This window comes from Azospirillum lipoferum 4B, assembly GCF_000283655.1.
Taxonomy (GTDB): domain Bacteria; phylum Pseudomonadota; class Alphaproteobacteria; order Azospirillales; family Azospirillaceae; genus Azospirillum; species Azospirillum lipoferum_C.
This window is the reverse complement of record NC_016587.1, coordinates 367,652-390,898: the sequence shown is the minus strand read 5'-3', so window position 1 is coordinate 390,898 and position 23,247 is coordinate 367,652. Positions and strand designations below refer to the sequence as shown.

The 23,247-nt window shown below is 67.3% G+C and carries 19 protein-coding genes and 2 tRNA genes; 8 read left to right on the top strand and 13 right to left on the bottom strand.

Annotated features, from left to right (window positions below; translation table 11 throughout):
* Window positions 1–32 precede the first annotated feature (32 nt).
* A complete protein-coding gene (locus AZOLI_RS26025) occupies window positions 33–1,259 on the top strand; it encodes a PepSY-associated TM helix domain-containing protein (RefSeq protein ID WP_014189635.1) in 1,227 nt (408 codons plus the stop codon).
* Window positions 1,260–1,263: 4 nt separating this feature from the next.
* Here the strand turns inward: AZOLI_RS26025 and AZOLI_RS26020 are convergent, their stop codons facing one another.
* Window positions 1,264–1,842 (bottom strand): hypothetical protein, encoded by a 579-nt coding sequence (locus AZOLI_RS26020; protein WP_162488435.1) that lies wholly within the window; start codon window positions 1,840–1,842, stop codon window positions 1,264–1,266.
* Window positions 1,843–2,059: 217 nt separating this feature from the next.
* On the opposite strand from AZOLI_RS26020, the gene AZOLI_RS26015 reads away from it, so the two are divergent.
* The 3 genes from AZOLI_RS26015 to AZOLI_RS26005 all read left to right on the top strand — a co-directional run bounded on the left by AZOLI_RS26015 (window position 2,060) and on the right by AZOLI_RS26005 (window position 3,153).
* Window positions 2,060–2,135 (top strand) — tRNA-Asn (locus tag AZOLI_RS26015).
* 4 nt (window positions 2,136–2,139) lie between these two features.
* Window positions 2,140–2,216, top strand: a tRNA-Asp gene (locus AZOLI_RS26010).
* A 190-nt stretch (window positions 2,217–2,406) separates the two neighbouring features.
* On the top strand, window positions 2,407–3,153 hold the full coding sequence (locus AZOLI_RS26005) for a glucose 1-dehydrogenase (protein WP_014189633.1): 747 nt from the start codon (window positions 2,407–2,409) through the stop codon (window positions 3,151–3,153).
* A 34-nt stretch (window positions 3,154–3,187) separates the two neighbouring features.
* On the opposite strand, the gene AZOLI_RS26000 is transcribed toward AZOLI_RS26005, so the two are convergent.
* Together AZOLI_RS26000 and AZOLI_RS25995 are read right to left on the bottom strand one after the other, a co-directional pair.
* Window positions 3,188–3,802: a DUF3306 domain-containing protein gene (locus AZOLI_RS26000; protein WP_014189632.1), complete on the bottom strand. Its 615-nt coding sequence runs from the start codon at window positions 3,800–3,802 to the stop codon at window positions 3,188–3,190.
* Window positions 3,795–4,361, bottom strand: a complete 567-nt coding sequence (locus AZOLI_RS25995) for a DUF3305 domain-containing protein (protein WP_014189631.1) — start codon at window positions 4,359–4,361, stop codon at window positions 3,795–3,797. The genes AZOLI_RS26000 and AZOLI_RS25995 overlap by 8 nt, the downstream gene beginning before the upstream one ends.
* Window positions 4,362–4,480: 119 nt before the next feature.
* On the opposite strand from AZOLI_RS25995, the gene AZOLI_RS25990 reads away from it, so the two are divergent.
* Complete coding sequence (locus tag AZOLI_RS25990) at window positions 4,481–4,894, top strand: hypothetical protein (protein ID WP_014189630.1); 414 nt, start codon at window positions 4,481–4,483, stop codon at window positions 4,892–4,894.
* A 6-nt stretch (window positions 4,895–4,900) separates the two neighbouring features.
* On the opposite strand, the gene AZOLI_RS25985 is transcribed toward AZOLI_RS25990, so the two are convergent.
* Complete coding sequence (locus AZOLI_RS25985; protein WP_244442651.1) at window positions 4,901–5,674, bottom strand: phytochelatin synthase family protein; 774 nt, start codon at window positions 5,672–5,674, stop codon at window positions 4,901–4,903.
* 255 nt (window positions 5,675–5,929) lie between these two features.
* On the bottom strand, window positions 5,930–9,079 hold the full coding sequence (locus tag AZOLI_RS25980; protein WP_014189628.1) for a carbohydrate-binding domain-containing protein: 3,150 nt from the start codon (window positions 9,077–9,079) through the stop codon (window positions 5,930–5,932).
* 422 nt (window positions 9,080–9,501) lie between these two features.
* Here AZOLI_RS25980 and AZOLI_RS25975 point away from each other — a divergent pair, with 422 nt between their 5' ends.
* Window positions 9,502–10,686: an AI-2E family transporter gene (locus AZOLI_RS25975; RefSeq protein ID WP_244442650.1), complete on the top strand. Its 1,185-nt coding sequence runs from the start codon at window positions 9,502–9,504 to the stop codon at window positions 10,684–10,686.
* Between the two features lie 92 nt (window positions 10,687–10,778).
* Entirely contained in the window at window positions 10,779–11,924 is a 1,146-nt protein-coding gene (locus AZOLI_RS31815) for a hypothetical protein (RefSeq protein ID WP_162488433.1), read from the top strand.
* 226 nt (window positions 11,925–12,150) lie between these two features.
* Here the strand turns inward: AZOLI_RS31815 and hppD are convergent, their stop codons facing one another.
* On the bottom strand, window positions 12,151–13,224 hold the full coding sequence (gene hppD / locus AZOLI_RS25965) for a 4-hydroxyphenylpyruvate dioxygenase (protein ID WP_014189625.1): 1,074 nt from the start codon (window positions 13,222–13,224) through the stop codon (window positions 12,151–12,153).
* 136 nt (window positions 13,225–13,360) lie between these two features.
* Here hppD and AZOLI_RS25960 point away from each other — a divergent pair, with 136 nt between their 5' ends.
* Window positions 13,361–13,843 (top strand): Lrp/AsnC family transcriptional regulator, encoded by a 483-nt coding sequence (locus AZOLI_RS25960; protein WP_014189624.1) that lies wholly within the window; start codon window positions 13,361–13,363, stop codon window positions 13,841–13,843.
* Between the two features lie 275 nt (window positions 13,844–14,118).
* Here the strand turns inward: AZOLI_RS25960 and AZOLI_RS25955 are convergent, their stop codons facing one another.
* From AZOLI_RS25955 to AZOLI_RS25925, 7 genes are all read right to left on the bottom strand, one after another.
* Window positions 14,119–15,267: a glycosyltransferase family 4 protein gene (locus AZOLI_RS25955; protein WP_044553187.1), complete on the bottom strand. Its 1,149-nt coding sequence runs from the start codon at window positions 15,265–15,267 to the stop codon at window positions 14,119–14,121.
* A gap of 2 nt (window positions 15,268–15,269) precedes the next feature.
* Complete coding sequence (locus tag AZOLI_RS25950; protein ID WP_014189622.1) at window positions 15,270–16,511, bottom strand: glycosyltransferase family 4 protein; 1,242 nt, start codon at window positions 16,509–16,511, stop codon at window positions 15,270–15,272.
* Window positions 16,508–17,803, bottom strand: coding sequence for a glycosyltransferase family 4 protein (locus tag AZOLI_RS25945; RefSeq protein WP_014189621.1), 1,296 nt, complete (start codon window positions 17,801–17,803; stop codon window positions 16,508–16,510). The genes AZOLI_RS25950 and AZOLI_RS25945 overlap by 4 nt, the downstream gene beginning before the upstream one ends.
* A gap of 7 nt (window positions 17,804–17,810) precedes the next feature.
* On the bottom strand, window positions 17,811–18,776 hold the full coding sequence (locus AZOLI_RS25940; protein WP_014189620.1) for a GDP-L-fucose synthase family protein: 966 nt from the start codon (window positions 18,774–18,776) through the stop codon (window positions 17,811–17,813).
* Between the two features lie 182 nt (window positions 18,777–18,958).
* Window positions 18,959–19,954, bottom strand: a complete 996-nt coding sequence (locus AZOLI_RS25935; RefSeq protein ID WP_014189619.1) for an NAD-dependent epimerase/dehydratase family protein — start codon at window positions 19,952–19,954, stop codon at window positions 18,959–18,961.
* Between the two features lie 33 nt (window positions 19,955–19,987).
* Window positions 19,988–21,343, bottom strand: a complete 1,356-nt coding sequence (locus tag AZOLI_RS25930) for a nucleotide sugar dehydrogenase (protein ID WP_044553184.1) — start codon at window positions 21,341–21,343, stop codon at window positions 19,988–19,990.
* 421 nt (window positions 21,344–21,764) lie between these two features.
* On the bottom strand, window positions 21,765–23,228 hold the full coding sequence (locus tag AZOLI_RS25925) for a flippase (RefSeq protein ID WP_014189617.1): 1,464 nt from the start codon (window positions 23,226–23,228) through the stop codon (window positions 21,765–21,767).
* Between the last annotated feature and the right edge of the window lie 19 nt (window positions 23,229–23,247).

Below are 23,247 nucleotides of genomic sequence, written 5' to 3'. Positions count from 1 at the left end.
CCCGTCCCGCCATCCCCCTCAAGGTCGTCGCCATGGCCTACGCCAGCAAGCCGCGCAGCCAGCGCCTGTGGTACCGCACGCTTCAGAACATCCACCTGTGGGTCGGCCTGATCCTCTGCCTGCCGCTGGTCCTTCTCGGCATCACCGGCTCCATCCTGGTGGTGGAGGACGAGATTCGCGGGCTGAGCGGCGACACGCCCGCCCAGGCGATGGCCGACGGGCCGCTGCAGCCGGTATCGGCGATCCTGGCCGCCGCCCGCGCCGCGGCCCCGGCCGGCACCCAGCCCGGCTTCCTGATCCTGCCGGAGGAGCCGGGCCGCCCGGCCGTCGTCCGTCTGGTGGCAGCGCGTAACGGGGAACGGGGCGGGGAGCGGGGCGGTGCTCCCCAGGGCGGGCCGCCGCAGGGGCCGATGGGAACGCTCAGCATCGATCCGGTGTCGCTGGCGGTGGTCGGGGATGCCAATCCGGCCCAGGCGTCCGCCGGCTTCCTGCGCACGGTTCACATCCTGCACGGCAATCTGCTGATCCGCGACCGCAGCGGGCGCGAGATCGTCGGCTGGCTGGGCGTGGCGATGCTGGTGCTGGGCGTCAGCGGTCTGGTGCTGTGGTGGCCGCGGCCCGGCCGCTGGAAGGCCGCCTTCACCGTGAAGTCCGGCGCCCGCGGTGTCCGCCTGCACCGCGACCTTCACGGCGCGGTCGGCATCTGGTCGTTGGCGGTCTTCATCGTCGTCACCTTTTCCGGCGTCTATCTCGCCTTCCCGCAGAGCTTGGGAGCCGGGGTGTCGTCGGTCCTGCCGGCCCGCGACCTGCGCGCCACCGTGACGGTCCAGCCGGTCAAGGGCGCCACACCCATCGACGTCGACCGCGCGGTCGTGCTGGCGCGCAAGGCACTGCCGGGGGCCGAACTGCGCTCCGTCTCGCCGCCGGCCCGGCCGGACCAGGCCTATCGCATCGGGCTTGCCGCGGTTGGGCAGGCGCATGGCGCACCGACGGCGACGGTCTTCGTCGATCCCTGGACGGCCCGCGTCGCCGAAGTGCGCGATCCCGCCACCTACAGCGCCGGCGAGACGGTGATGGCGTGGCAGCGCCCGCTGCATGCAGGCGAGGGGCTGGGGCCCTTGTGGAAATGGGCGGTCTTCCTGTCCGGTGTCCTGCCGCCGCTGTTCGCCGTCACCGGCACATGGATGTGGTGGCTGAAGCGCAAGGCCCGCCGGGCCAAGGACGCGGAGCGCACGGCGGCGCTCGCCACCGCGGGGTGAGGGATCAACGCCGCAGCGGCACCGCCCGCTTCACCAGCCGGCGGTCCATGTCGGCGGCTGTCACCGTGGGCTCGCCCTGGCTGCGCATGACGAAAGCGAAGGTGTCCATCACCCGGTCCAGCACGATTTCCTGGTCGTCCGGGCGGCGGCTGACCGACACTACGGCATAGCCGGCGGCGCGTGCGACGGCCGGGTCGCCGCGCAGGCCGCGCACGCCCCAGCCGGCCAGCGCGTCCTTGCAGCGGAACAGCTCTGCGGCGAAACCACCCGCCGACTGGGTGCGGCCGACCACATAGGCGGCGGCGACCGCCAGCGGCGCCAGCAACCCGTCCCAGTCCAGGCAATCCTCCCGGCCGACCCAGACGCCGCCGACCGAGCAGGCGGCGGCCCCGATGGCCTCACCCAGCCCGGCGCGGAAGGCGCGCAGCGATGCCGCCGCGTCCGCCGCCGGCATCGGCTCCACCCGTCTCCCGTCCGGCATCAGCATCAGCCGGCCCGCCCATTCCGACGAGGGCGGCAGCTGTTCGGTCAGGCGCGCGAGCAGCGCCTCGCGGGCGGCGGCGAAGGGGACGACCTCGGACATCGGGGCCTGCGGCAATGGTGGGATGGGGAGGGCGAGAAAAAGCCTGAGATGGCCCGAACTGTCAAGAGCAAGCCTGGGCTGCGGCAACCGATGGCTGCGCCGGCCATGCGTTGTCACAGTCAAACGGCGCAAAACCTCGCGTCTCCGGAAAAAATGCGCAGCTTTGCATTTTTCCGCTTGCCAGGATCCGCCAGCGCTTTTATAAGGCGGCCTCTGTTCCCGGTTAGCTCAGTTGGTAGAGCAGCGGACTGTTAATCCGCTTGTCGCTGGTTCGAGTCCAGCACCGGGAGCCATCGCGCGGGTGTAGCTCAGTTGGTTAGAGCGCCGGCCTGTCACGCCGGAGGCCGCGGGTTCAAGTCCCGTCACTCGCGCCATTCTCTTTTCTACCTCCTCAAAACGATATAGCGGATGATGGCGACTGCCCCACCGGGCGGCTTCGCGCTATCATGCGTTCTTCGCCGTGTCCACGATGCGGCCGAAGGCGCCGGTTCCCTGTTGTACGGAGTCCGCGTGCCGAACGGCCGCGCGCTTATGGGATCGCGAGTTGCCGGGGAGGAACCGCTCATGCGTTTGTCAGGAAAAGTCGCCGTCGTCACCGGTGGCGGATCGGGCTTCGGCGAGGGCATCGCCCGACGCTTCGCCGCCGAAGGGGCCCGCGTCATCGTCGCCGACCTGGACGAGGCGGCGGCCGGCCGCGTCGCCGACAGCCTGGGCGACACCGCGCTCGCCGTGCGCGCCGACGTCGCGGTGGGAGAGGATTACGGGGCCATCGTCTCCGCCGCACTCGGTGAGTTCGGGCGGCTCGACATCCTGGTCAACAATGCCGGCTACACCCACCGCTACGGCTCGATGCTGGAGGTGGACGAGGCCACCTTCGACCGCATCTATGCCGTCAACGTGAAATCGATCTATCACGGCGCCCTCCATGCCGTGCCGGTGTTCCGCGCCCAGGGCGGCGGCGTGATCCTGAACATCGCCTCCACCGCGGGCCTGCGGCCGCGGCCGAACCTGACCTGGTACAACGGCTCCAAGGGGGCGGTCATCACCCTGACCAAGTCGATGGCGGCCGAACTGGCGCCCGACCGCATCCGCGTCTGCGCCATCGCCCCCGTGGCGGGCGAGACCGGCATGCTGCACCGCTTCATGGGGCAGGACTCACCGGAACGCCGCGAGCAGTTCCTGCGCAGCATCCCGCTCGGCCGGCTGTCGACGCCCGACGACATCGCCAACTCGGCGCTCTACCTCTGTTCCGACGAGGCGGATTTCCTGACCGGCGTGTGCCTGGAGGTCGATGGCGGGCGGTGCGTGTGAGGGGCTGGATTCCTATGGGACGTTAGACCCCCACCTAACCTCCCCCGCTGGGCGGGGGAGGGACTGCCGCCACTCTTTCGCATGAGCACTCGCTCCCTCCCCCGCCCAGCGGGGGAGGGTTGGGGTGGGGGCAAGTGCTGTCGACAGGCAAGTCGCCGTCCGCCGAATCCCCCTCCGCCACCACCTCCTCAACCACCACCTCCTCCTCCCGCTTCTCGTCGGGCAGCACGGCGTCGAGCAGGCGGGCGATGTCGTCGGTGGGCCGCAGGGCGCCATAGCCGGGGGCGTTGTAGTCCCAGTCATATTCGGCGAAGCCGCGGAAGCCGGCGATGGCCGGGTCGCTGGCCCAGGCCTTGCGCAGGGCTTGGCGGCGCAGCTCTTCCGGCACCTCCTTGCGCAGGAAGCCGGTGTAGTCGCTGCCGGCATTCAGGCTGTCGAGCGAGGGCAGGTCCGGCGCCTCTTCCTCCGCCGGAGGGGCGGGCGCGATCTCCGCCCCGACCTCCGCCCCGACCTCCGCCGAAACCGCGGCCGGGGCGTCGTCCATCCGCTCCGGCACTGCGATCTCGACCGGCGCCTCCTCCGTCTGCGTCTCGCGCTTCAGCCGCGACCAGCGGCCGAGGAAGCCTTCCGTGCCTGCGGGGTCAGCCATGCCGCGGCCGCTCCGTCCCGCGGTGCCGGGCCAGGGCTTCGGTGTCGGCGCGGTCGCGTTTGCGCTTGTGGAAGGGGCGTTCGACATGATGGCGGGCGACGAAGCCGTCCATCCACAGCACCAGGGGAATCGGCAGAGCCAGCGGCTCGATCACGTCGTCGCCGGCTTCGGCATGGGTGTCGATCTCGCCGGGGTCCACGGTGACGGCCAGCAGCCGCATCCCCGGCGCCGGACCGCCCGGCCGCAGGATGACGTAGGCGCAGGGCTTGCCGCCGTCGAGATTGTGCTTGTAGTTCTCCGCCTCGGTCGGGAACAGGGCGATCTCGGCGGTGCCGGCATAATGGCGGCTCCAGTCCGGCCCCTCCGCCACCACGCTCCAGTCGGGCCGGTCGGGTTCGGGCGGGACCAGAAGGACCGGTTGCCAGCGCGCTTCGATCCAGGGATTGTCGACACGCCGCCGCTCCACCACGACGCCGACCGTCCGCCGTTCGGCACGGTCGGGCGGAGAGGCCGGGTGAGTTGCGGACAAGGCCTGCGCGGACGGGAACTCGGTGGGCATGGGCGGTGTTCCTGATGGGCTGGAGGCGGACTCCGTCCCCGCTACAACGCGCCGTCGGGCGATTGGTGCCGCCAGCTCGCCAAATGCCTCCTAATCGCCCCCGAACCTGAGGATGCGCCATGCGCAAGTTCGCCGCCGCCCTGCTGCTGTCCAGCCTTCTCGCCGGCCTGCCGCCCGCCGCCATTGCCCAGCAGCCGGCCCAGCATGAGCCGGCCCAGCAGCAACCGACCCAGCCGGTCGATTCCGGAGCGAAGGAGACGACCGGCGACGCGCTTGCCCGCGACAACGGTGTCCGGAAGAGCCAGGACCCGCTCCCCAGCCAGCAGGGGAACAAGCCGCCCGACTCGTCCAGTTCCGCCGCCACCGGCAGCGGGGAACTGCAACAGGCGCTCGCCGAGGTCCGTCGGGCCCCGCCGGACCTGAACGGCACCCCGGTCCCGCGCCCGAACCAGTGGGCGAGCGAGCCGGACCAGCCCAACGAGCCGACGCGCTCGCAGAATCCCTCCGACCTCACCAGCCGGGAAGTGAAGTAGCGCCGCCTACCCCGAAACCCGGCGGGCGCGGACGCGGATCAGGCCGCTGCCCTCCGGATCGGCGCGGTCCGGTTTCAGCATGGCGTCCAGCAGCCGGGCGTCGCCGGTCCAATAGGGCACGTACCACAGCCGGTCGGGGTCCATCACCAGCGCGCGCCGCGTCGCCGGATCATAGGCTCCCAGCGGCGCGATATGGCCGAGGCCGATGTCGCCGGTCAGCGTGCCCTGGTCGAAGGCCAGCAGGATGATGTCGTCGGCGCTGCGCTCGTTCTCGGCCAGGATGCGGCGCAGCTCCGCCAGCGTGGCGGGGGAGGCGTCGCGCGGGCGCCAGACCTCCACCTCCGCGTCGATGCCATAGGCGGCGAGGCTGCGGCGGACATAGCGCTCCAGTTCGGCGAAGGAGATGCCCTCGCCATCCTCGGCGGTGGCGGCGCGCCAATGGTCGTCGTCCAGCCGGTCGAGCAGATGCCGCCCGGTCACCAGCCGCTCCGATGCCTGCGCCGGCAGCCCGCGCAGGGCGTTCAGCATCATCGTCACGCTGGCCAGCGAACAGGAGGCGCTGGTCGTCTGCGGCACGTAGAAGGGGCTGAGCGCCCAGTAATCCGGCGCCGGGGCGCTGCGCAGATAGTCGGCGTCACGGGTGATCGGCACCGCGTCGGGCCCGAATTTCGGCTTCTGGTCTTCCTGCGCCCGGGCCGGCGCCGGGCCGGCGATGCACATCAGGAGGCCGGCCACCATCGCCGCCACCAACCCGCCCGCTGTTCCCGCGGTCCTGCTCATCTGCGTCATCAAATGGAAACGGTCTCTGTCCGTCCGGTCTCGATCGGGACTCCGCATATGGTGCGCGGCAAGGCTGGAGCCAAGCCGGGGCAATGGCCCACGCCGGAAATGCCGGTGGACGAACGCCGAAGGGCGGAGCCCATCGCTGCCCGACACCGTCGAGCAGGACAGGATCCGCCCACTGGACTCCGCCCATTGCGAAGCTCGGCGCACCGGAGGGATCGGCCTCCGGTGCCGCCGTCCGGGATCTTGCGATCAGACGCCGTCCCAGAACTGTTCCATCCCGGCCGCCGCCGTGCCGACGATGCCCATCTTCGCCCAGGCGAGGTCGTGGATGCCCATGTCGAAGGCCGGCGAGGACGCCTCCAGCGAGTAGTCGCCCCAGTAGGGGTTGGTGAACATCGGCTTGGCGCTGACGTCGCGGTCGCCATAGGTTGGCACGTTGTAGACCAGATTCTGGTCGATGACGAAGTCGTTGGCGCTCAGCAGTTCGATGTAGTCGTCGAGCGGCAGGGTCCCCATCACCACGTTCTTGGTGATCGTGTTGTTGTGCGGATCGCCGGCCGTGCCGTGCACCGGCTGCCATTCGATGCGGATGAAGTCTTCCTTGTTGCTGGCGATGACCGAGAAGTTGTTGGTCACCACGTTGTTGTCGCCGCCATGGATCTGCACCGAGGCCCAGTCGGCATCCTTGATGAAGTTGTCCTTGACGGTGACGCCGCCGGCCATGTCGTCCAGATAGATGCCGAAGCCCTTCTGGCCGAACATCCAGCTGTCCTGGGCGCTGGTGGCGAGACCGTTGGCGTGCTCGATCCGGTTGCCCTGGATGATCAGGCCGGTGTTGGTGCTGGACCGGCCCAGGATCTCGATGGCGCCGCCGTCGGCGGTCTCAAGCCCGGTGTAGGAGACGTTGTTGTACTGGATGATGTTGTTGTGGTTGGCCGTGTTGGTGCTGCCGCCGTAATCCTTGAACGAGATGCCGTAGCGGGCGCTGTGGTCGATGTCGTTGTTGGAGATGACGTTGTTGTCGACGCCGGTCCCGAAGATGCCGGACACCGCCTTGCGCACCTCGCCGATGTTGCTGATGCTGTTGGCGTAGATGGTGTTGCCGTTGCTGCGGCCGTCCATCTCGATGCCGTTTTCCGCCAGATGGTTCAGCGTGTTGTGGGCGATCTGGTTGTTCGACGAGCCCGAGCTGAGCCGGATCGCCGTGCCGACGTTCAGGAAGCTGTTGTCGCTGATGTGGTTGCCGTCGGCATTGTTCAGCAGCAGGGCGTCGCCGCCGGTGGTGGTGTTCTTGAAGGTCAGCCCGTCGATGGTGACGTCGCTGGCGCCGGTCAGCTTGATCAGCGTGCCGAGCCGCGGCACCTCCACGCCGGTCGACGCGAAGCCGGAGCTGGCGGCCTTGTACAGCAGCTTGCCGTCCGAGGCGCGCCAGGCGAACTCGCCCGCCTGATCGACGTAAGAGGCGTTGTTCAGCAGCTTGTAGGTGGTGCCTTCCGCAAACGGCAGCGAGGCGCCGTTCTTCAGCTTGATGGTGCGGGTGGTCGCGTTGAAGCTTTCGATGCTGGTCAGCGTGTCGCCCAGCCGCTCTGCGTCCATCACCTGGATCATCGTGCCCGGCTGGATGTCGGCGGCGGTCACCTCGCTGCCGTGGGAGCGGATGTACCAGCCGCTCGGCCCACCGGCTGCCGCGTCGGCGAAACGCCAGCCGCTGGTGACGTCGCCGGCGTCATAGGCGTATTTCTCGGCCAGATGCTGGCGCACGTCGCCGACGATCAGGTCGAGGTTGCTGGCGGTGGCGAGCTTGGCCGAATAGAGGCCGTTGCCCTCGCTGGTGAAGTTCTTCACCACCTCGCCGCCGCTCAGCACCGGCGTCTCGCCGGGATAGTTCTTGAAGCTGTGGCCGTTGTCGAGCGAGGTCAGCTCCAGCGTCTTGGTCAGGTGATAGGTGCCCTCGCGGACATAGGTGGTGTCGATGGTCGAGCTGGCCCGCATGGCGGCCTGCGCCTTTTCCAGCGAGGCGAAGGGACCGTCGGTGCCGTCGGCGTTCGGGGCTGCCAGCTTGCCCGACCAGCTGTCCTTGCCGTTGGCGGCGACATAGAAGGCCGGCTTGGTCGGCGTGGTCGGGACCGGGTTCTGCGGGACGGGCGTGTCGCCGAACATCTCGGCACCGGCCTTGATGTTGAGGGCGCCGCCCCAATAGAGGCCTTCCTGGCCCTTGACCACGTCCTTGCCGTCGACCGCACCCTTGTCATAGGTGACGATGCTGTCGGTGACGGGGACGGTCTTGCCGTTGATGACCACCGACTTGACGAACAGGTTGCGGTCGACGCCGTTCACCGTGGCGTCGTTGTCGTACCAGACCTGGACCGTGTGGGCCTTGGTCGGGTCGATGTCGGCGGTGAACTTGTAGCCCGCGGTGGTGGCCGACGCCTTGGCGTCGCCGATCACCTGCCCGTCGACCAGCAGCTTGAAATGCGCCGCCTGTCCGCCGGCCGAGGTGCCGTAGGCGTTGACGACGATGTCGACCGGCTTGGTCGGGATCGGCGGCGGCGGCGGGACATAGGCGCCGCCGAAATACTCCTCCGGCACGCCGAAGGACAGGGCGCCGCCCCAGAACAGCCCTTCCTGGCCGGCGACCACATATTTGCCGTCCACCGGACCCTTGTCGTAGGAGGCCATTTCTGAGGTGGCGGAGATGGTCTTGCCGTCGATGTCGATCGATTTGACGTAGAGGTTGCGGTCGACGCCGTTCACGGTCGCGTCGTTGTCGTACCAGATCTGGATCTTGTGGGCCTCGTTGGGGTCCACCTTGGCGGTGAAGGTGTAGTCGGTGGCCGAGGTCGCGTTGACCCAGGCGTCGCCCACCACCTCGCCGTCGACCAGCAGCTTGAAGTGCGGGGCCTGGCCGCCGGCGCCGATGCCGTAGGCCTTCACCTTGATGGTCGTGGTCATGGTCGCGGTATCGCTGCCGGTATCGACCGGGGCCGTCGAGAACAGCGTGGCGGGCAGCGCGACGTTCAGCGCGCCCGGCCAGTACATCTCGCTCTGCCCGGCGATGACGTGCAGCCCGTCGATCTTGCCGGTGTCGTATTTCACCGAGGGATCGATGGCGAGGATGGTCTTGCCGTTCACCTCGAACGACTTGACGAACAGGTTGCGGTCGACGCCGTTAACCGTGTCGTCGTTGTCGTAGACCAGCTGGAGGGCATGCGCCTTGTCGGCCGGCACGTTGGCGGTGAAGACATAGCGCGACTGGCTGGCGGAGGCGACGGTGGCGTCGCCGATGACCTTGCCATCGATAAGCAGTTGAAAATGCGGCCATTTCCCGCCGGCCACGGTGCCCCAGGCATTGACCGCGAAGGTGACCTGGATCGTGCCGTCGGTGTTGGTGGTAGCCATTTTGGAACTCCGCTTTATGGGTATCGCCTTGTTCCGCAGGCTCGTCTGTTAGCCTTAATCGGGTACTAACACTTATGGTTAGGAAATTATGAATGAGGCGGTTTCCCGTGGCATGAATGAGACAAAAAACGGGCATCGATCCTTGGTCATGATTCAGCCAGAAACGAAACCTCAGCGCTCCGTGGAAACCCGGAGCATCAAGCCGGCAGATTTTTCCCTGTTACCTTGAGCTTTGCTGTTTGTATTTGCCGAAGGCGTTGCGGAATAAGCTAAAACGCCGCTTTTTCGAAGCACCGACTTGGCATGACGGCACCACCTCCCACGGGAGACAGCCTGTCGGGCGAATGGAACCGAAAGGCCCGGAACTGCGTCTAGAACGAGCGTCCCGGCGACGCAGGATGCGGCATGCGGAGGCGGAGAGCGTGGACAGCGGAACGGACGGCGGGCATTGGGATGACGGGCCGGGGGATGACGGGCCGGGGAACGACGGGTCGGGGCCGGGCAGGGGGCGCATCGACCGCTTCAACCTCGCGCTCTGGCTGCTCGGCATCCTGGCCGGGGTCGCGGTTCTGTGGCTGTTGCAGGCGGCGGCCTCGATCCTGATCCCGGTCATCTCGGCCTTCTTCGTCGCCGTTGCCGTCGCCCCGGTCAGCCGCTGGGTGCGCGAGCGGGTGCCGCGCCGCCTGTCCTGGCTGGGGTTGGCCGCGTCGATGCTGCTGATCCTGGGCATCCTGGCCGCCTTCTTCGGCGGCATGGCGCTGGTGGCCCAGCGCGTGGCGGAGGATTTTCCGCAATATGCCGAGGCGCTGGGCAAGCTGTGGGCGAAGGTCAACCAGTGGGTCCAGGGTGCCAAGGCCGATCTTGCGCCGGCAGCCGGGCAGGGGAGCGGTCAGCAGGCCGGGCAGGGCGGCGGCGAGGTGCCGGTCGACCCGATCACCGGCTTCGCCAAGGCGGCGCTGTCATCGGCCGGCCAGACGGCCTCCATTCTGGTGCTGACCGTCTTCCTCGCCCTGCTGATGCAGCTGGAAGCGCCGGTCTGGCGTGAGAAGATCGTCATGGCTCTGGGCCGCGAGCGCTGCCGGACCGCCGTGGAGGCGGTGGCGGCCATCGCCCAGCAGTTCCGCCGCTATCTGGTGGTCAGCAGCGTGCTGGGGCTGATCACCGGTGCGCTCTATATCGGCTGGCTGTCGCTGTTCGGGGTGGATCTGGCCCTGCTGTGGGGCCTGCTGGCCTTCCTGCTGAACTATGTGCCGGTGGTGGGATCGGTGGTGGCCGGGGCGCTCCCGGTCCTGCTGACCGTGGCGACCAAGGACGCCGGCACCGCAACGGCGGTCGCCGCCGGCCTGCTGGTGATCGAGCAGGTGATGGGCAACTTCGTGGCGCCGCACATGCAGGGCAAGCAGCTGGCGATCTCGCCCCTGGTGGTGATGATCGCGCTCCTGCTGTGGAGCTGGCTGTGGGGGGCCGCCGGCGCGCTGCTGGCCGCCCCGATGGCGGTGCTGATCGCCATCACCCTGAACCATGCCGACGCGCTGCGTCCCTTCGCCATCTTCATGAGCGACAAGAGCGACCGCGAACGCTTCGACGCCCACACGCGGGCGGAGTGAAGGCCGGAAGGTGGTAGCACTCCAATCTGTTGCTTTGGTATTAAGCTATGGAGACCTGTCGCTTTGCATGTCACTTCTTTTTCAGGAAATCCATGAAGGTCACTTCTAACATTCTATCGCGTTTGAAGGACGATCAGAAACACTTGCTACGCGATGCATTCACGCTTTGGTACGGATCACGAACTGATCTCTCTCGAGAGTTAGAAACGGGACGTATCGAAACGCTTTCGCGGCTATATCAGAACGACAATGCGTTCGTTGCGACGCGACGCACCAACGAGGCGCGGCTTGTCAAGCAACTCTTCGTCAAGACCCGGCGCAAGAACCTTCTGTACGGAGGCCGCAAAGCAATCGGCTACACGCGTTATGTGCAGGACTTCAAGGCGTTTGTACGCATGCACTATGCCGATGTGTTGGAAGATGTTCCCAATGACCTTTTTCACTCGTCGAACGTCGATCATGCAGTGCCGCTCTCCTGGCTGCTCAAGCCGGCGGGGTCTGATGCTAAAAACCTGCCGGTAGACCACTCATCCAACACACCAGCCGCCTATAGGGACGCTGTGGAGCGAGGTGAGGTCGTGGAGTATGTGGCCATTGCCCTTTGCGATGAAGTATCGAACAAGGCCTGGGGCAGCCACCTCGAGAAAATGTTTTTCCGAACACAGATTCGCCATTCCAGCCTCGGAGTGGCGAATTTCTTCACCTTGTGTAAGCTTGCGAATCTCGCCCCATATGCGCCATCTCGATCGAACGAGACGCTCGATGGCTTTTCAGACCGCATCCTCACTGCGCTCGTTCAGATCGGCATTCTGACTGAGACGGACAAGGCTATCGCCGAGCGGAGTATCTTTCGGACCACAAGCGATTCATTTGGCACCGCACCGGAAAGCGGCATCAATGCCGTTCAAGAGTTGCTGTTGAGGTTTACGGGAAAGCCGATCCCCGCACCACCGCCAATTTCGGGTCGGGAGCTCGGATATTGGGAACATCCGGAGATGAAGTCCGCACTTCATAGCGTCGACTGTTGGCTCGAAGGGGAGGGCGGAAAGGTCGACAAGGCGGCAATCGCACGTGAGCTTGTAAAGATTTCGCGAGATTCTGGACGGATTGATCTGAAAATCGCCGCGTTCGCTATGCTTGCTGTCGGAGTGAAGCCCAATGCGGACGACATCGCTTGGCTTGTACGGGATGGTTCGCTTGGATACCCGATGAACCCATCCTCCTCACTTGAGGAATAAAGGTGGTTGTGGCGGACTATGTCTGCCCCATCATCACCAAAAGGCCCGTAAAGCCCTGTGATTACAAGAAAGCTGCACTTCAGAATAGAACCTACCCCGCTCACACGCCAAAAACACATAATCAGCATTATGGAAATTTAATTCAAGTGCCTCCCAAAGCGGAAACGCCGCCCGGCCTTACGACCGGACGGCGTTCGGAACCCTGCCTGTGGAACCCGCCCGATGATCAGGCCGCGTTCTCGCTCAGCACACCGCGGCGGATCTGGTCGAGTTCGATGGACTCGAACAGCGCCTTGAAGTTGCCTTCGCCGAAGCCCTCGTTGCCGATGCGCTGGATGATCTCGAAGAAGATCGGGCCGATGACGTTCTGGGTGAAGATCTGCAGCAGCAGGCCCTGGCCCTCGGTCGGCGCACCGTCCACCAGGATGCGGTTGGCGCGCAGGCGCTCCAGATCCTGGTTGTGGCCGGGCACGCGGGCGTCGATGCGCTCGTAATAGGTGTCGGGCGTGTCCTGGAACGGGGTGCCCATGCCGCGCATCGTCTCCACCGTGTGGACGATGTCGTCGGTGCCGAGCGCGACATGCTGGATGCCTTCGCCCTTGTAGTCGCGCAGATATTCGACGATCTGCGACTTGTTGTCGGCGGATTCGTTGATCGGAATGCGAATCTTGCCGCAGGGGCTGGTCATCGCCTTCGACCGCAGGCCGGTCAGCTTGCCTTCGATGTCGAAATAGCGGATCTCGCGGAAGCCGAACAGGCGGGTGTAGAAGCCGGCCCACTCCTCCATCCGCCCGGTGTGGACGTTGTGGGTCAAATGGTCGATGTAGGTCAGGCCGGCGCCCTTCGGATGCTGGTCCACACCCGGCAGCGGCACGAAATCGACCTCATAGATGCTGCCGCGCTCGCCATAGCGGTCGACGAGGTAGATCAGCGAATCGCCGATGCCCTTGATGGCGGGGATGTTCAACTCCATCGCGCCGACCCGGTTCTCGACGCCCCAAGCGCCGAGGTCGACCGCACGGCGGTAGGCGAAGGCGGCGTCGGCAACGCGGAAGGCGATGGCGCAGATCGACGGGCCATGCTGGGCGGCGAAATTGCGCGGGAAGCCCGACGGCTCGGCATTGACGATGAAGTTCACGTCGCCCTGGCGGTAGAGCGTCACGTCCTTGGACCGGTGGCGGGCGATTGCCGAGAAGCCCAGCTGCTCGAACAGGCGACCCAGCGCCACGGTGTCCGGCGCGGTGAATTCGATGAACTCGAACCCATCGGTCTTCATCGGGTTTTCCCACATGTCGGCCATGATCGCCTCTCCCTTGGTTCGTTATGCGATCAGTATGCCGGACTGTCCGTGGAAATAGCTTTCAAAGTGGGGCGGGCACACCTATGATTTTGGCAGGATTTTTCGCTGACCGCTGCCCCACCGGAGAAATTTGCCGTTGCCTGCCGCCCTATCGGAAATCGACGTCAGAATCCTGATCGCCCTGCAGGAGGACTCGCGCCTGACCGTGCAGGAGCTGGCCGACCGGGTCGGCACCTCGCCCTCCTCCTGCTGGCGCCGCTTGAAGTCGCTGGAGGAGACCGGGGTGATCCGCCGCTACACGGCGCTGGTCGATCCGAAGGCGGCGTCGGTGGGGGAGTGCGTGTTCGCCCATGTGACGCTCGACCATCATTCGGCCGAGACCGCCGCAATCTTCATCGACGCGGTGCGCAAGCGGCCGGAGGTGCTGGAATGCTATGCGGTGTCGGGCGATGCGGACTATCTGCTGCGGGTCGCGGTGCGAGCGATCGCCGACTACAACCGCTTCCTGGAGGAGTTCGTCTTTCAGCTGCCCTTCCAGGTCCGCATCCGCTCCAACTTCGCCCTGAAGGAGATCAAGTTCGAGACCGCGTTGCCATTGGGGGGGACGCTGGGGGCTTAGCAAGAATCCCCTCTCTCCCCCGGGGCTATGGCATTCACACATCTCACCTCTGCGAGATATCGGCAACCAAAGGTAGTGAAAAGCCCTTCTCCCCTTGCGGGAGAAGGGTTGGGATGAGGGGTGCGACCGGCTGAAAGCCCGTGGAAATCAAGTTTCCGCCCCTCACCCCAACCCCTCTCCCGCGAGGGGAGAGGGGCTGTCCTCAATGCCAAGCTGCACGTCTTTTCGCAAATCCGAAATGTGTGCATCCCGTAGCCCCCCGGGGGGAGAGGGAGCTACCCCGCCACCCGGCGCTTGGCCGGCACGGCGGTCGCGGCGGTCGCGGGGTGCGGGCCGGCGATGCGGTCCAGCAACAGGTCCAGGCCGATGCGGCTGGTCTCGTAGGCGACCCGCGCGCGGGTCAGCGTCTGGGCGGACGCGGCGGCGAGCGCATCGCGGTCGTCGGCCCAGGCCGCCAGGATCGGCAGCGCCGCCTTCACGAAATCGGCATTCTGCGGCACCAGACCGTCGGCGGGGATGTCCGAGCCGATGCAGCCGCGCTCATAGGCCAGCACCGGCACGCCCGCCGCCATCGCCTCGAACAGGACCAGCGGCTGCGCCTCGTTCCGGTAGCGGGTGGGGAAGACGAAGACGTCGATGTCGCGGTAGAAGGCCTCCTTGGCCTCGCCATGGACCGGGCCGTGATACTCGACCGCCCCGTCGAAGGCCATCAGCCCGGCGGCGATCATCGCGTTGTCCTTCGGCTTCAGGCCGGGGCCGGCCAGCACCAGCTTGGCGTCCACCCCTTCCAACTGAAGGGCGCGCAGCAGGGCGAACAGCGTGTCCAGCCCCTTCTCGCTGCACAGGTTCGACAGGTGGCCGATGCGCAGGGGGCCGTCGCGCCGCGGACGCGGGGCGGCGTCGGGGGTGGAGAAGATGGCATTCGACATCGTCATGCAGCTGCGCGCCGCCGGATAGATCGACTGAAAGCGCATCTGCATCGCCGGGCACAGCAGCACATGGGTGCAGTCGGCCCCGGCGACCCGCGTCAGCAGCCGCATCCGCCATGTCGGTTTGCTGATGGTGGCGAAGGAATGGTGGTGCAGCACCCGCTCGTAGCCGAACAGGCGCGCGGTGCCGGCGAGTGCCGCTGTATAGAGCGCTCCCCAGCCGGAATCGACCGGCATGTAGAAACGCCGGTCGGCCTTCCCCAGGCCGGCGGCGAGCCTGCCCATGGTTCCGAACACCCGCGCCATCTTGCGCAGGTGGTAGGCGCCGCCGCCGCCGTTCCATCCCGGCGACAGGTCGGCCACCTCGACCCGGCCGCGCCCCCGCATGCGGTCCTTGAGACGGTCCAGCACCAGGGCGGTCACCCGGCTCATCCCGTCCACCGGCGGCGGCAGCCGTCCCGAGACGACCACATGGGTGCGCGCGTTCCGTTCCATCGTCAACTCCCGGTCAGTGCCGCTCCGGCGGACCGGCCATGCTGGCCACCCTCCGGGTCGGCGGAATAGTCGGACGCATACTTCGTGTCCGCGCTGCGCTCCGCCTTCGGGCCGCCCAGCGCCACCACGGCCTTCTCCACCGACTGGGCGAAGAAGCTGGCATCGGCCAAGGCCTGGAAGGGCCGCCCGTTCAGGCTCAGGCGGCGCCATTCATCCTCGTCCCCCGCGACCGACAGCATGTAGCGCGCCAGCCCCTCGGGGTTGTCCGGCTCCACGATGTGGCCGTTCAGCCCGCTGCGGATCAGCACGTCGCGGGCGCCGCACTGATCGGACAGGATGGTCGGAACCCCCATGGCCAATGCCTCGTTCACCACCAGGCCGAACTGCTCCTCCAAGGACGGCAGCAGCAGGCACAGCGTGGACCCCAGCGTTTCCGCAATCCCCTTCTCCTGCAGGAAACCGCGGAAGACGATCGATCCGTCCAGCCCGCGCCGCGTCACCTCCGCCCGCAGATCCGCCTCCAGGGGACCGGACCCGCAGAGGTGGAGCGGACGGGCGGCCGGGCCGGCCAGCCGCCGGTAAATGTCGTAGGCTTCGACCGCCCGGAACAAGTTCTTCTTCGGGACGAAGCGCGCGATGATGGTGAAGTGGCGGTCGGCGAAGGGTACTCCCCCAGGGGCCGGCTCCATCCCGGACAGGCGCCGGATACGGTCCAGCGACAGCGTGTCGTACCCGATATAGAGCCTGTCTTTCGGGAGTCCCAACAGACGGAAGTAATCCACCGTGCGGTGGCTGCCGCCGATCCCCGCCTGATAGGGGGAGTAGAAGACGCTCTTGACCATCTCCCGCCACAGGATGCGCGGCTTGTCGTCGTATTTGGACGCGTTCATGTTGATGACCTTGCGCCCGGTCAGCCGCATGGTCAGGGCGAGCGCGAAGACGTCCGGATCCTCGTAATGGCACAGGAAGACGAAGCGCGCGTCGACGCGCCGGCATTCGCGCAGCAGGGCGCGGTAGACCGCGACCTTCGACAGGTCTGCCTTCGACTGGCCGGGAAACAGGGTGATCTTGCGGAAATTCTGCCCCGTTCCGGTCGAATCCCAGGCGTAGGTGTGCGATTTCGACCCGACCTCCAGCCCGATCACGTCATAGACATGGCCCAGCCGGCGGCCGACCGCTTCCAGCCGGTCCATGTGGTAGGGGCCGAACATCTCCCAACTGAAGACCAGCGCGGGCTTCTTCATGCTGCCACTCCCAACAGAAGACGGGCGTATCGGTCGAGCGCGACGGCGCGGGTGGCATTGGCCTCCACCCAGGCGCGGCCGCGGCGGCCCATCGCGGTTGCGCGGGCGGAATCGGACAGCAGCGCCGCCACCGCCTCCGCCATCGCGCGCGGCTCCTCCGGCGGGGTGCACAGGAAGGCGCCGACCTGGGCCTCCAGCGTGGCGAGCGCCGACCCCGGCAGGCAGGTGCTGACGAAGGGCCGGCCGGCGGCGAGGATGGTCACCGCCTTGCCGGGCATGGCGAAGGCCGCCCCCTCGGGCCGCTGGGGCACGAGATGGACGTCGCCCTCCGCCATCGCTTCGTTCAACTGGTCCTTGGGCGCCAGCGGCTGGAAGATCACGTTGCCGAGGCCCATGGCGCGGGCGCGCGACTTCAGCTCCTCCTCCAGCCCGCCCTGGCCGCGCATCTTGATGCGGGCCTGCGGCATCAGCTCCGCCAGATGGCCTGCCATGTCCAGCACCTGCTCCAGCCCCTGCTTGCGGGCGAAGGCGCCGCTGTAGAGCGCGGTCGGCGGCTGGTCGGGGCGCGGCAGCGGATGGACCGCGTCGGCATCGACATGGGGCGGGATCACATGGATCGGCCTGGTGACGCCCAACTCCTCCAGCACGCCGCGCATCGGCTCCGACAGGACGACGATGGCGTCGGCCCGGTTCAGCGCCGTGCGCTCCATGGCGCGGATCGCCTTGACCGCCGCCTTGCCGCCCATGCCGAGCGCGCCGGCAAGGCCGGACTGGATGTCGTGGACGATGGCGATATGCCTGCCGCCCGGCGTGGTGAGGCGGTCGGCGACGGCCACCGACAGGATCGACGGGCAGAGCGACAGCACCGCGTCGTGCCGCCCGACCCGGCCGCGGGCGAGTGCGGCGGCGAAGCCGGCATGCAGCACGCCCTCGTGGATCAGGCGGGCCTTCATGCCGCCGCCGGCCGGGGGGATGGTGGGCAGTCGCTCGATCAGCACCCCGTCCACCGTCTTGCTGTCCTGCGACCCGTCGGCATAGCCGTCATAGACCTTGTTGCCGGGATAGTTGGGCCGCGCGGTCAGCACGGTCGTTTCGGCCCCGGCCGCCGCGAAGGCGGTGGCGAGGTCGGTCATCATCGGCGCGCTGCCGGCCGGCTCCGGCCAATAGCTCTGCGCCACCAGCAGCAGCTCTTCCGGCACGGGCACGTCCGACAGGGAAAGCGAGCTGGGAGAGGCCTTGGAGGCTGGCCGGTCGGTGACCGGCTCCCGCAGATGGATGGAATCGTCCGGCATCGGGGCTTTACTCCGCAGCCTGCTTGGAAGCTTGGCGACGGTCCGGAGCAGCGTTCTCCAGGAACCAGTCGTAGGTGCGGCGCAGCCCCTCCTCCAGCGACACCCTGGGGCGCCAGCCGGTGGCGAACAGACGCGACACGTCCATCAGCTTGCGCGGGTGGCCGTCGGGCTTGCTCAGGTCGTGGGTCAACGTGCCGGTGTAGCCGACGGTATCGCGGATCAGCGCCGCGAGGTCGGCAATGGCGATGTCGTCGCCGGGGCCGACATTGATGATCTCCTCGCTGTCGTAATGGTCCATCAGGTGCAGGCAGGCGTCCGCCATGTCGTCGACATAGAGGAACTCGCGCCGCGGCGTGCCGGTGCCCCACAGCGTGACGGTCGGATCGCCCGCCAGCTTGGCGTCGTGGAAGCGGCGGATCATGCCCGGCAGCGCGTGCGAGGTCTCGGGATCGAAATGGTCGCCGGGACCATAGAGGTTGGACGGCATGGCGCAGATGGCGTTGAAGCCGTACTGGCGCCGGTAGGCCTGGCACATGGTGATGCCGGCGATCTTGGCGACAGCGTAGGGCTTGTTGCTCGGCTCCATCGGGCCGGACAGCAGCGCCTCCTCCTTGATCGGCTGCTCGGCATGCTTCGGGTAGAGGCAGGAGGAGCCGAGGAACAGCAGCTTCTTCACGCCGGCGCGCCATGCGGCGTCGATGACGTTGTTCTGGATCAACAGGTTGTCGCGGATGAAGTCGCCGCCGAAGCGGTCGTTGGCAAGGATGCCGCCCACCTTCGCCGCGGCCAGGATCACATGCTCGATCCCTTCGCGGTCGAAGAAGGCGCGCACCGCCGCCTGGTCCGTCAGGTCGAGCTGCGACCGGTCGCGGATCACGAGGTCGGTATGCCCGGCCTCCGTCAGCCGCCGCAGAATGGCGGACCCGACGAGTCCCCGGTGGCCGGCGACGAAGATACGGCTGTTGCGGTCCATGCGGGCCGTCTCCTGATGAAGAGGTGACTTGGGGGGAGGCTATTTGCCCCCTCCCCATCCCTCCCCCGCTTCGCGGGAGAGGGGGTAGAACGCTTGTCGGCGTGACCTGACCGCCGAAGCGGCGGCAGTCCCCTCTCCCGCGAAGCGGGGGAGGGTTAGGGAGGGGGCAAAACGCTGCCCCCCTACTCCGCCGCCTGCCCCATGCGCCCCAGTTCCGCCCGTGCGCGCTCGGCGTACCACTCCACCACGCCGGGCAGGCCGGCGGAGAGCGGGATGCGCGGGGTGAAGCCCAGCGCCGTCAGCCTGGCGATGTCGGGACTGCGGCGGTCGGTGCCGCCGGGGGCGGCAGGACCCGGCATCACCTGGGCCTCGCGGCCGAGGCAGGACACCGTCTGGCGGGCGAGGTCGGCGATGGTGACCTCTTCCGGGTTGCCGATATGGTAGATGCCGAGATGCTCGCCCTTGTCGACCACCGTCACGATGCCGTCGATGGCGTCGTCGATGTGGACGAAGGCGCGGGTCTGGCGGCCGTCGCCCTGGATCTGGAAGGGCACCGGCCCGCTCGGGTGGCTGGCGATCGCCTCCACCGCGCGGCGGGAGAATTCCGGCACCACATGCTCCCAGCCCATGTCGGGGCCGTAGACGTTGTGCGGACGGAAGATCGCCACGCGGTCGAAGCCGCTGCGGCCCCAGTTGACGGCCAGCAGCTCCGAGATCAGCTTGGAGCCGCCGTAGCTGTAGCGGGCGTTCAGCACGTCCGGCACCACCAGCGGCACGTCCTCCGGCGTCGGCACCACTGGCGGGGTCTGGTAGGCCTCCGACGAGGAGGCGACGACGAGGTCGCCCACCCCGTCGGCACGGCAGGCGTCCAGCACGTTCAGCATGCCGCGCACGCCGACGTCCAGGACCACTTCCGGCTTCTCGTAGAAATGCCTGGTGCCGTTGACGGCGGCCAGATGCAGCACGCCGTCGACGCCGCGCACCGCCTCGCGCACGGCGGCCGGGTCGCGGATGTCGCCCTGGACGAACTCCACGTCGTCCAGCACGCCGGCCAGCCGCCCGGTGTGCCCGCGCGAATTGTCGTCCAGCACGCGGACGCGGTGGCCGTCACGGACCAGCCGCTGGACCAGTGCGGCGCCGATGAAGCCGCTGCCGCCGGTGACGAGATAGTGTTTCATGTCGGTTCGATTCCTCTTCAGGCCCGGATTGCGTCAGGCCACATGCGCGTAGCGGGCGGCGCCATGGCTGCCGAGCGCGACATAGGCGGTGCCGTCCGGCAGGTCGACATCGCGGCTGTTGAAGTTGTTCCAGAAGTCGTAGATCACGCCCGGCCGGTCCATCCGCTCGGCCAGATCCGGCAGCGGCATGGAGGTGAAGACCGGGTGGTTGTTCAGGATCACCGCCAGATTGGCGCCGGACACCGCCTCGGTCATGTTGGCCGCCGGCTCCAGCCCGAAGGAGCGGATGTCGTCCGGCCGCACCACCGCGTCGAAGCCGCGCAGGCGGGCGGTGGGGAAGCGCTGGCGCAGCTCCTCCAGCACCGGCTTTGCCATGGTGCCGCGCAGATCGTCGGTCGCCGGCCGGCCCTTGAAGGCGAGGCCCATCAGGCTGATGGTCGGCACCTCCGGGAAGCCCTGCATCGAATGGGCGAGCTTGCCGAGGAAGTCGGCGACCTCGACCGGCTGGCTTTCGTTGACCAGACGGCCGGCGGCGGTGATCGCCATCTCGACACCGACCTCGCGCGCCGCCTCGATCAGGATGTGGGGGTCCTTCTCCAGGCAGGGGCCGCCGACCGGGCCGGGCAGCGGCAGGTTGGTGCGCGGATAGCCCAGCTTGCCGGCGCGCGCCACCTCGACCGCCGAGATCTCCATGGCGTTGCACAGCTTGGCGATCTCGTTGGAGAAGGCGAAGGTGACGTCGCGATAGGTGTTGTCGACCAGCTTGATCAGCTCCGCCGTCTCCAGGGTGGAGACCTTGACGGTGGTCGGCGTCAGGAAGCCGAAGATCTGCGCCGCGCGGGTGGCGACGTCCAGGCTCTCCGCCCCGATGATCTGCGGCAGCTGGTTCAGCTCCAGCAGCGCCTGCCCTTCCAGCGTGCGTTCCGGGCAGAAGGCGATGTCGAACTGCTTGCCGGTGGCGCGCAGGATCGGCGCCACGACGTTGCGGGTGGTGCCCAGCTTCACGGTGGAGCGCAGGATGACCAGATCGCCGTCATGCAGGCAGCTGGCGACCTGACGGGTGGCCGCTTCGATCATGTCGGTGCGGACCCGGCCGTCCTTGCCGAGCGGCGTGCCGACCGTGATGATGAAGACGCTGGCCTTGCTGGAATCCTGCTGGTTGCGGCTGAAGGTGAAGCGGCCGCGTGCGATGACGTGGCGCAGCTTCTCCGTCAGGCCCGGCTCGTGGAAATGCGGGTTGCCCTGGCCGAGCTTGTCGAGCACGTCCTGCCGCACCTCGACCCCATGCACCTGGAAGCCGGCGTCCGCCATCGCCACCGCCAGCGTCAGGCCGACATAGCCGAGCCCGAGGACGCTGACGTTACGATCGGAAAAAGTCTTGGGAAGCATCGTCGCTCCTGCCGTTTGCTGAGGCCCCGCCACCGGAGGCGGGTTGCCGAGAGAGTTTGGAGACGCCCCGGCTGCCCTGCCCTGTTGCCAAGGATGCAGACGGAGAAACCTCGGAATTCGAAATTGTTTTCTTGTTGTGACTTCGCCGTGACGATGAAGTACCTCGTTACCGGCGTTGTGCAGCGCGAAGTGTTTCAGAAATCGCCGTCCGATGGAAAGACCATGATTGCAGATCACGGCCGTATTAATGGTACTAACCCTTGCCGCGTCCCAATGAATGCTTGGAGGCACCAACAGAGACGTTCGAAAGTGGTGCAATAGGCACATTCCGTTTCCGCAGCCGAAAAGCGAAGACCGGCATTGCAAACTTGTCGGGTGCAGTCGCCGGGACGGACAACCCGACTGTCATGCTTCACCCTCCTCACGCCGTGGCGCTGGTCAGCCGGCGCAGCCTTTTCGGACGCACCAGACCGGTCAGAACGGCCACCAGCGCATAGACCGCGACCATCGCCGCGCTGCCGGCGACGAAATGCACCAGCGCCGGCATGCGGTCGAAGAACGGGGCGCCGACATGGGCCAGGGCGAAGGCCGTGCCGATGGCCGCGCCGGCGCACAGCATCGCCCGCGCGGCGATCCCGACATACAGCTCGCCCACCGCCCGACGGTGGATCCAGGCGATGGCGACGGTGGCGGCCAGTTCCGCGGTGAAGGTCGCCATTGCCGCGCCCTCGATGCCGTAGCGGGGAATCCACCAGATGTTCAGCAGGGCGTTCAGCGCACCACCCGACAGCATGGCGATCATGTAGCCGGTCTGCCGGTGCCAGACGAGCAGCGGGTTGCCCAGGATCATGTTGGCGTAGACCACCGCCGAGGCCAGCATCAGCAGCCGCAGCGCCAGCGTCGCCGGGGCGTAGGCGTCGCCGAACAGCGTGCCCAGGATGACCGGCGCCAGGGCGAAGCCGCCGGCGATGACCAGCCCGCCGACCGCCAGCATGACGCCGGCATAGGCGCGCATCCGGTCGCGCATCGGCCCGATCTCGCCATAAGAGGCAGCCAATTGCGGCAGGAAGGCGTTCATCACGATGTTGCCGACCAGATTCGCCAGGGTCTGGATCTTCACTGCCGCGCTGTACCAGCCGACCTCGGTGTGCGGGGCCAGGAAGCCCAGCATCACCACGTCCAGATGGGTGAAGATCGCCCAGGCGAAGACGCCGACCGCCATCGGCGTCGCCGCCGTCAGGATCCGGCGCCACACCTTCAGGTCGATCCTCGGGCGCAGCGTGCCGAAATCGCGGCGGAAACGGCCGATCATGATCAGCGCGTTGACGGTGATGGAGCCGCCGGTGATGGCGGCCGCGGTGATGGCGTCCTCAGGTCCACGCACCAGCAGGAAGACGAGCAGCATGGAGCCGATGGAGGTCCCGATCTCCCGCGTTGCGATCACCCCCATCTTCTCGGTCGCCTGATAAACAAAGTCGAGCACCAGGGCGTTCCCGAGCAGCTGCACCGCCTGCATCAGAAGAACCGCCTTCACCTCCATCGGCTTGTCCAAAGACAGGATGAAGACTGCATAGACGGCACCCACCAACAGGGCCAGGACGGTTCGAAGGGTCAGCACATGCTCCGACAGCTCCGCTGCCCGGTCGCGGTGGTCGTTCCGATCGCGGTCGCGCGCGATCTCGCGGATGGCGTAGGTGGACAGGCCCATGTTCACGAACAGGGCCGCATAGGCCATCAGCGACGTGCCGAATCCCAGCACGCCGAAGCTGTCCGGGCCCAGCACCCGCGCGGTCCAGGCGGCGGTGACCAGCCCGCTCGCCATCGTCGCCGCCTTCGCGGCGGCAAGGGCTCGGATGTTCCGGAAGATGCGGTGGCCAGCGGACATTCACAGGCTCTTCGGTGGT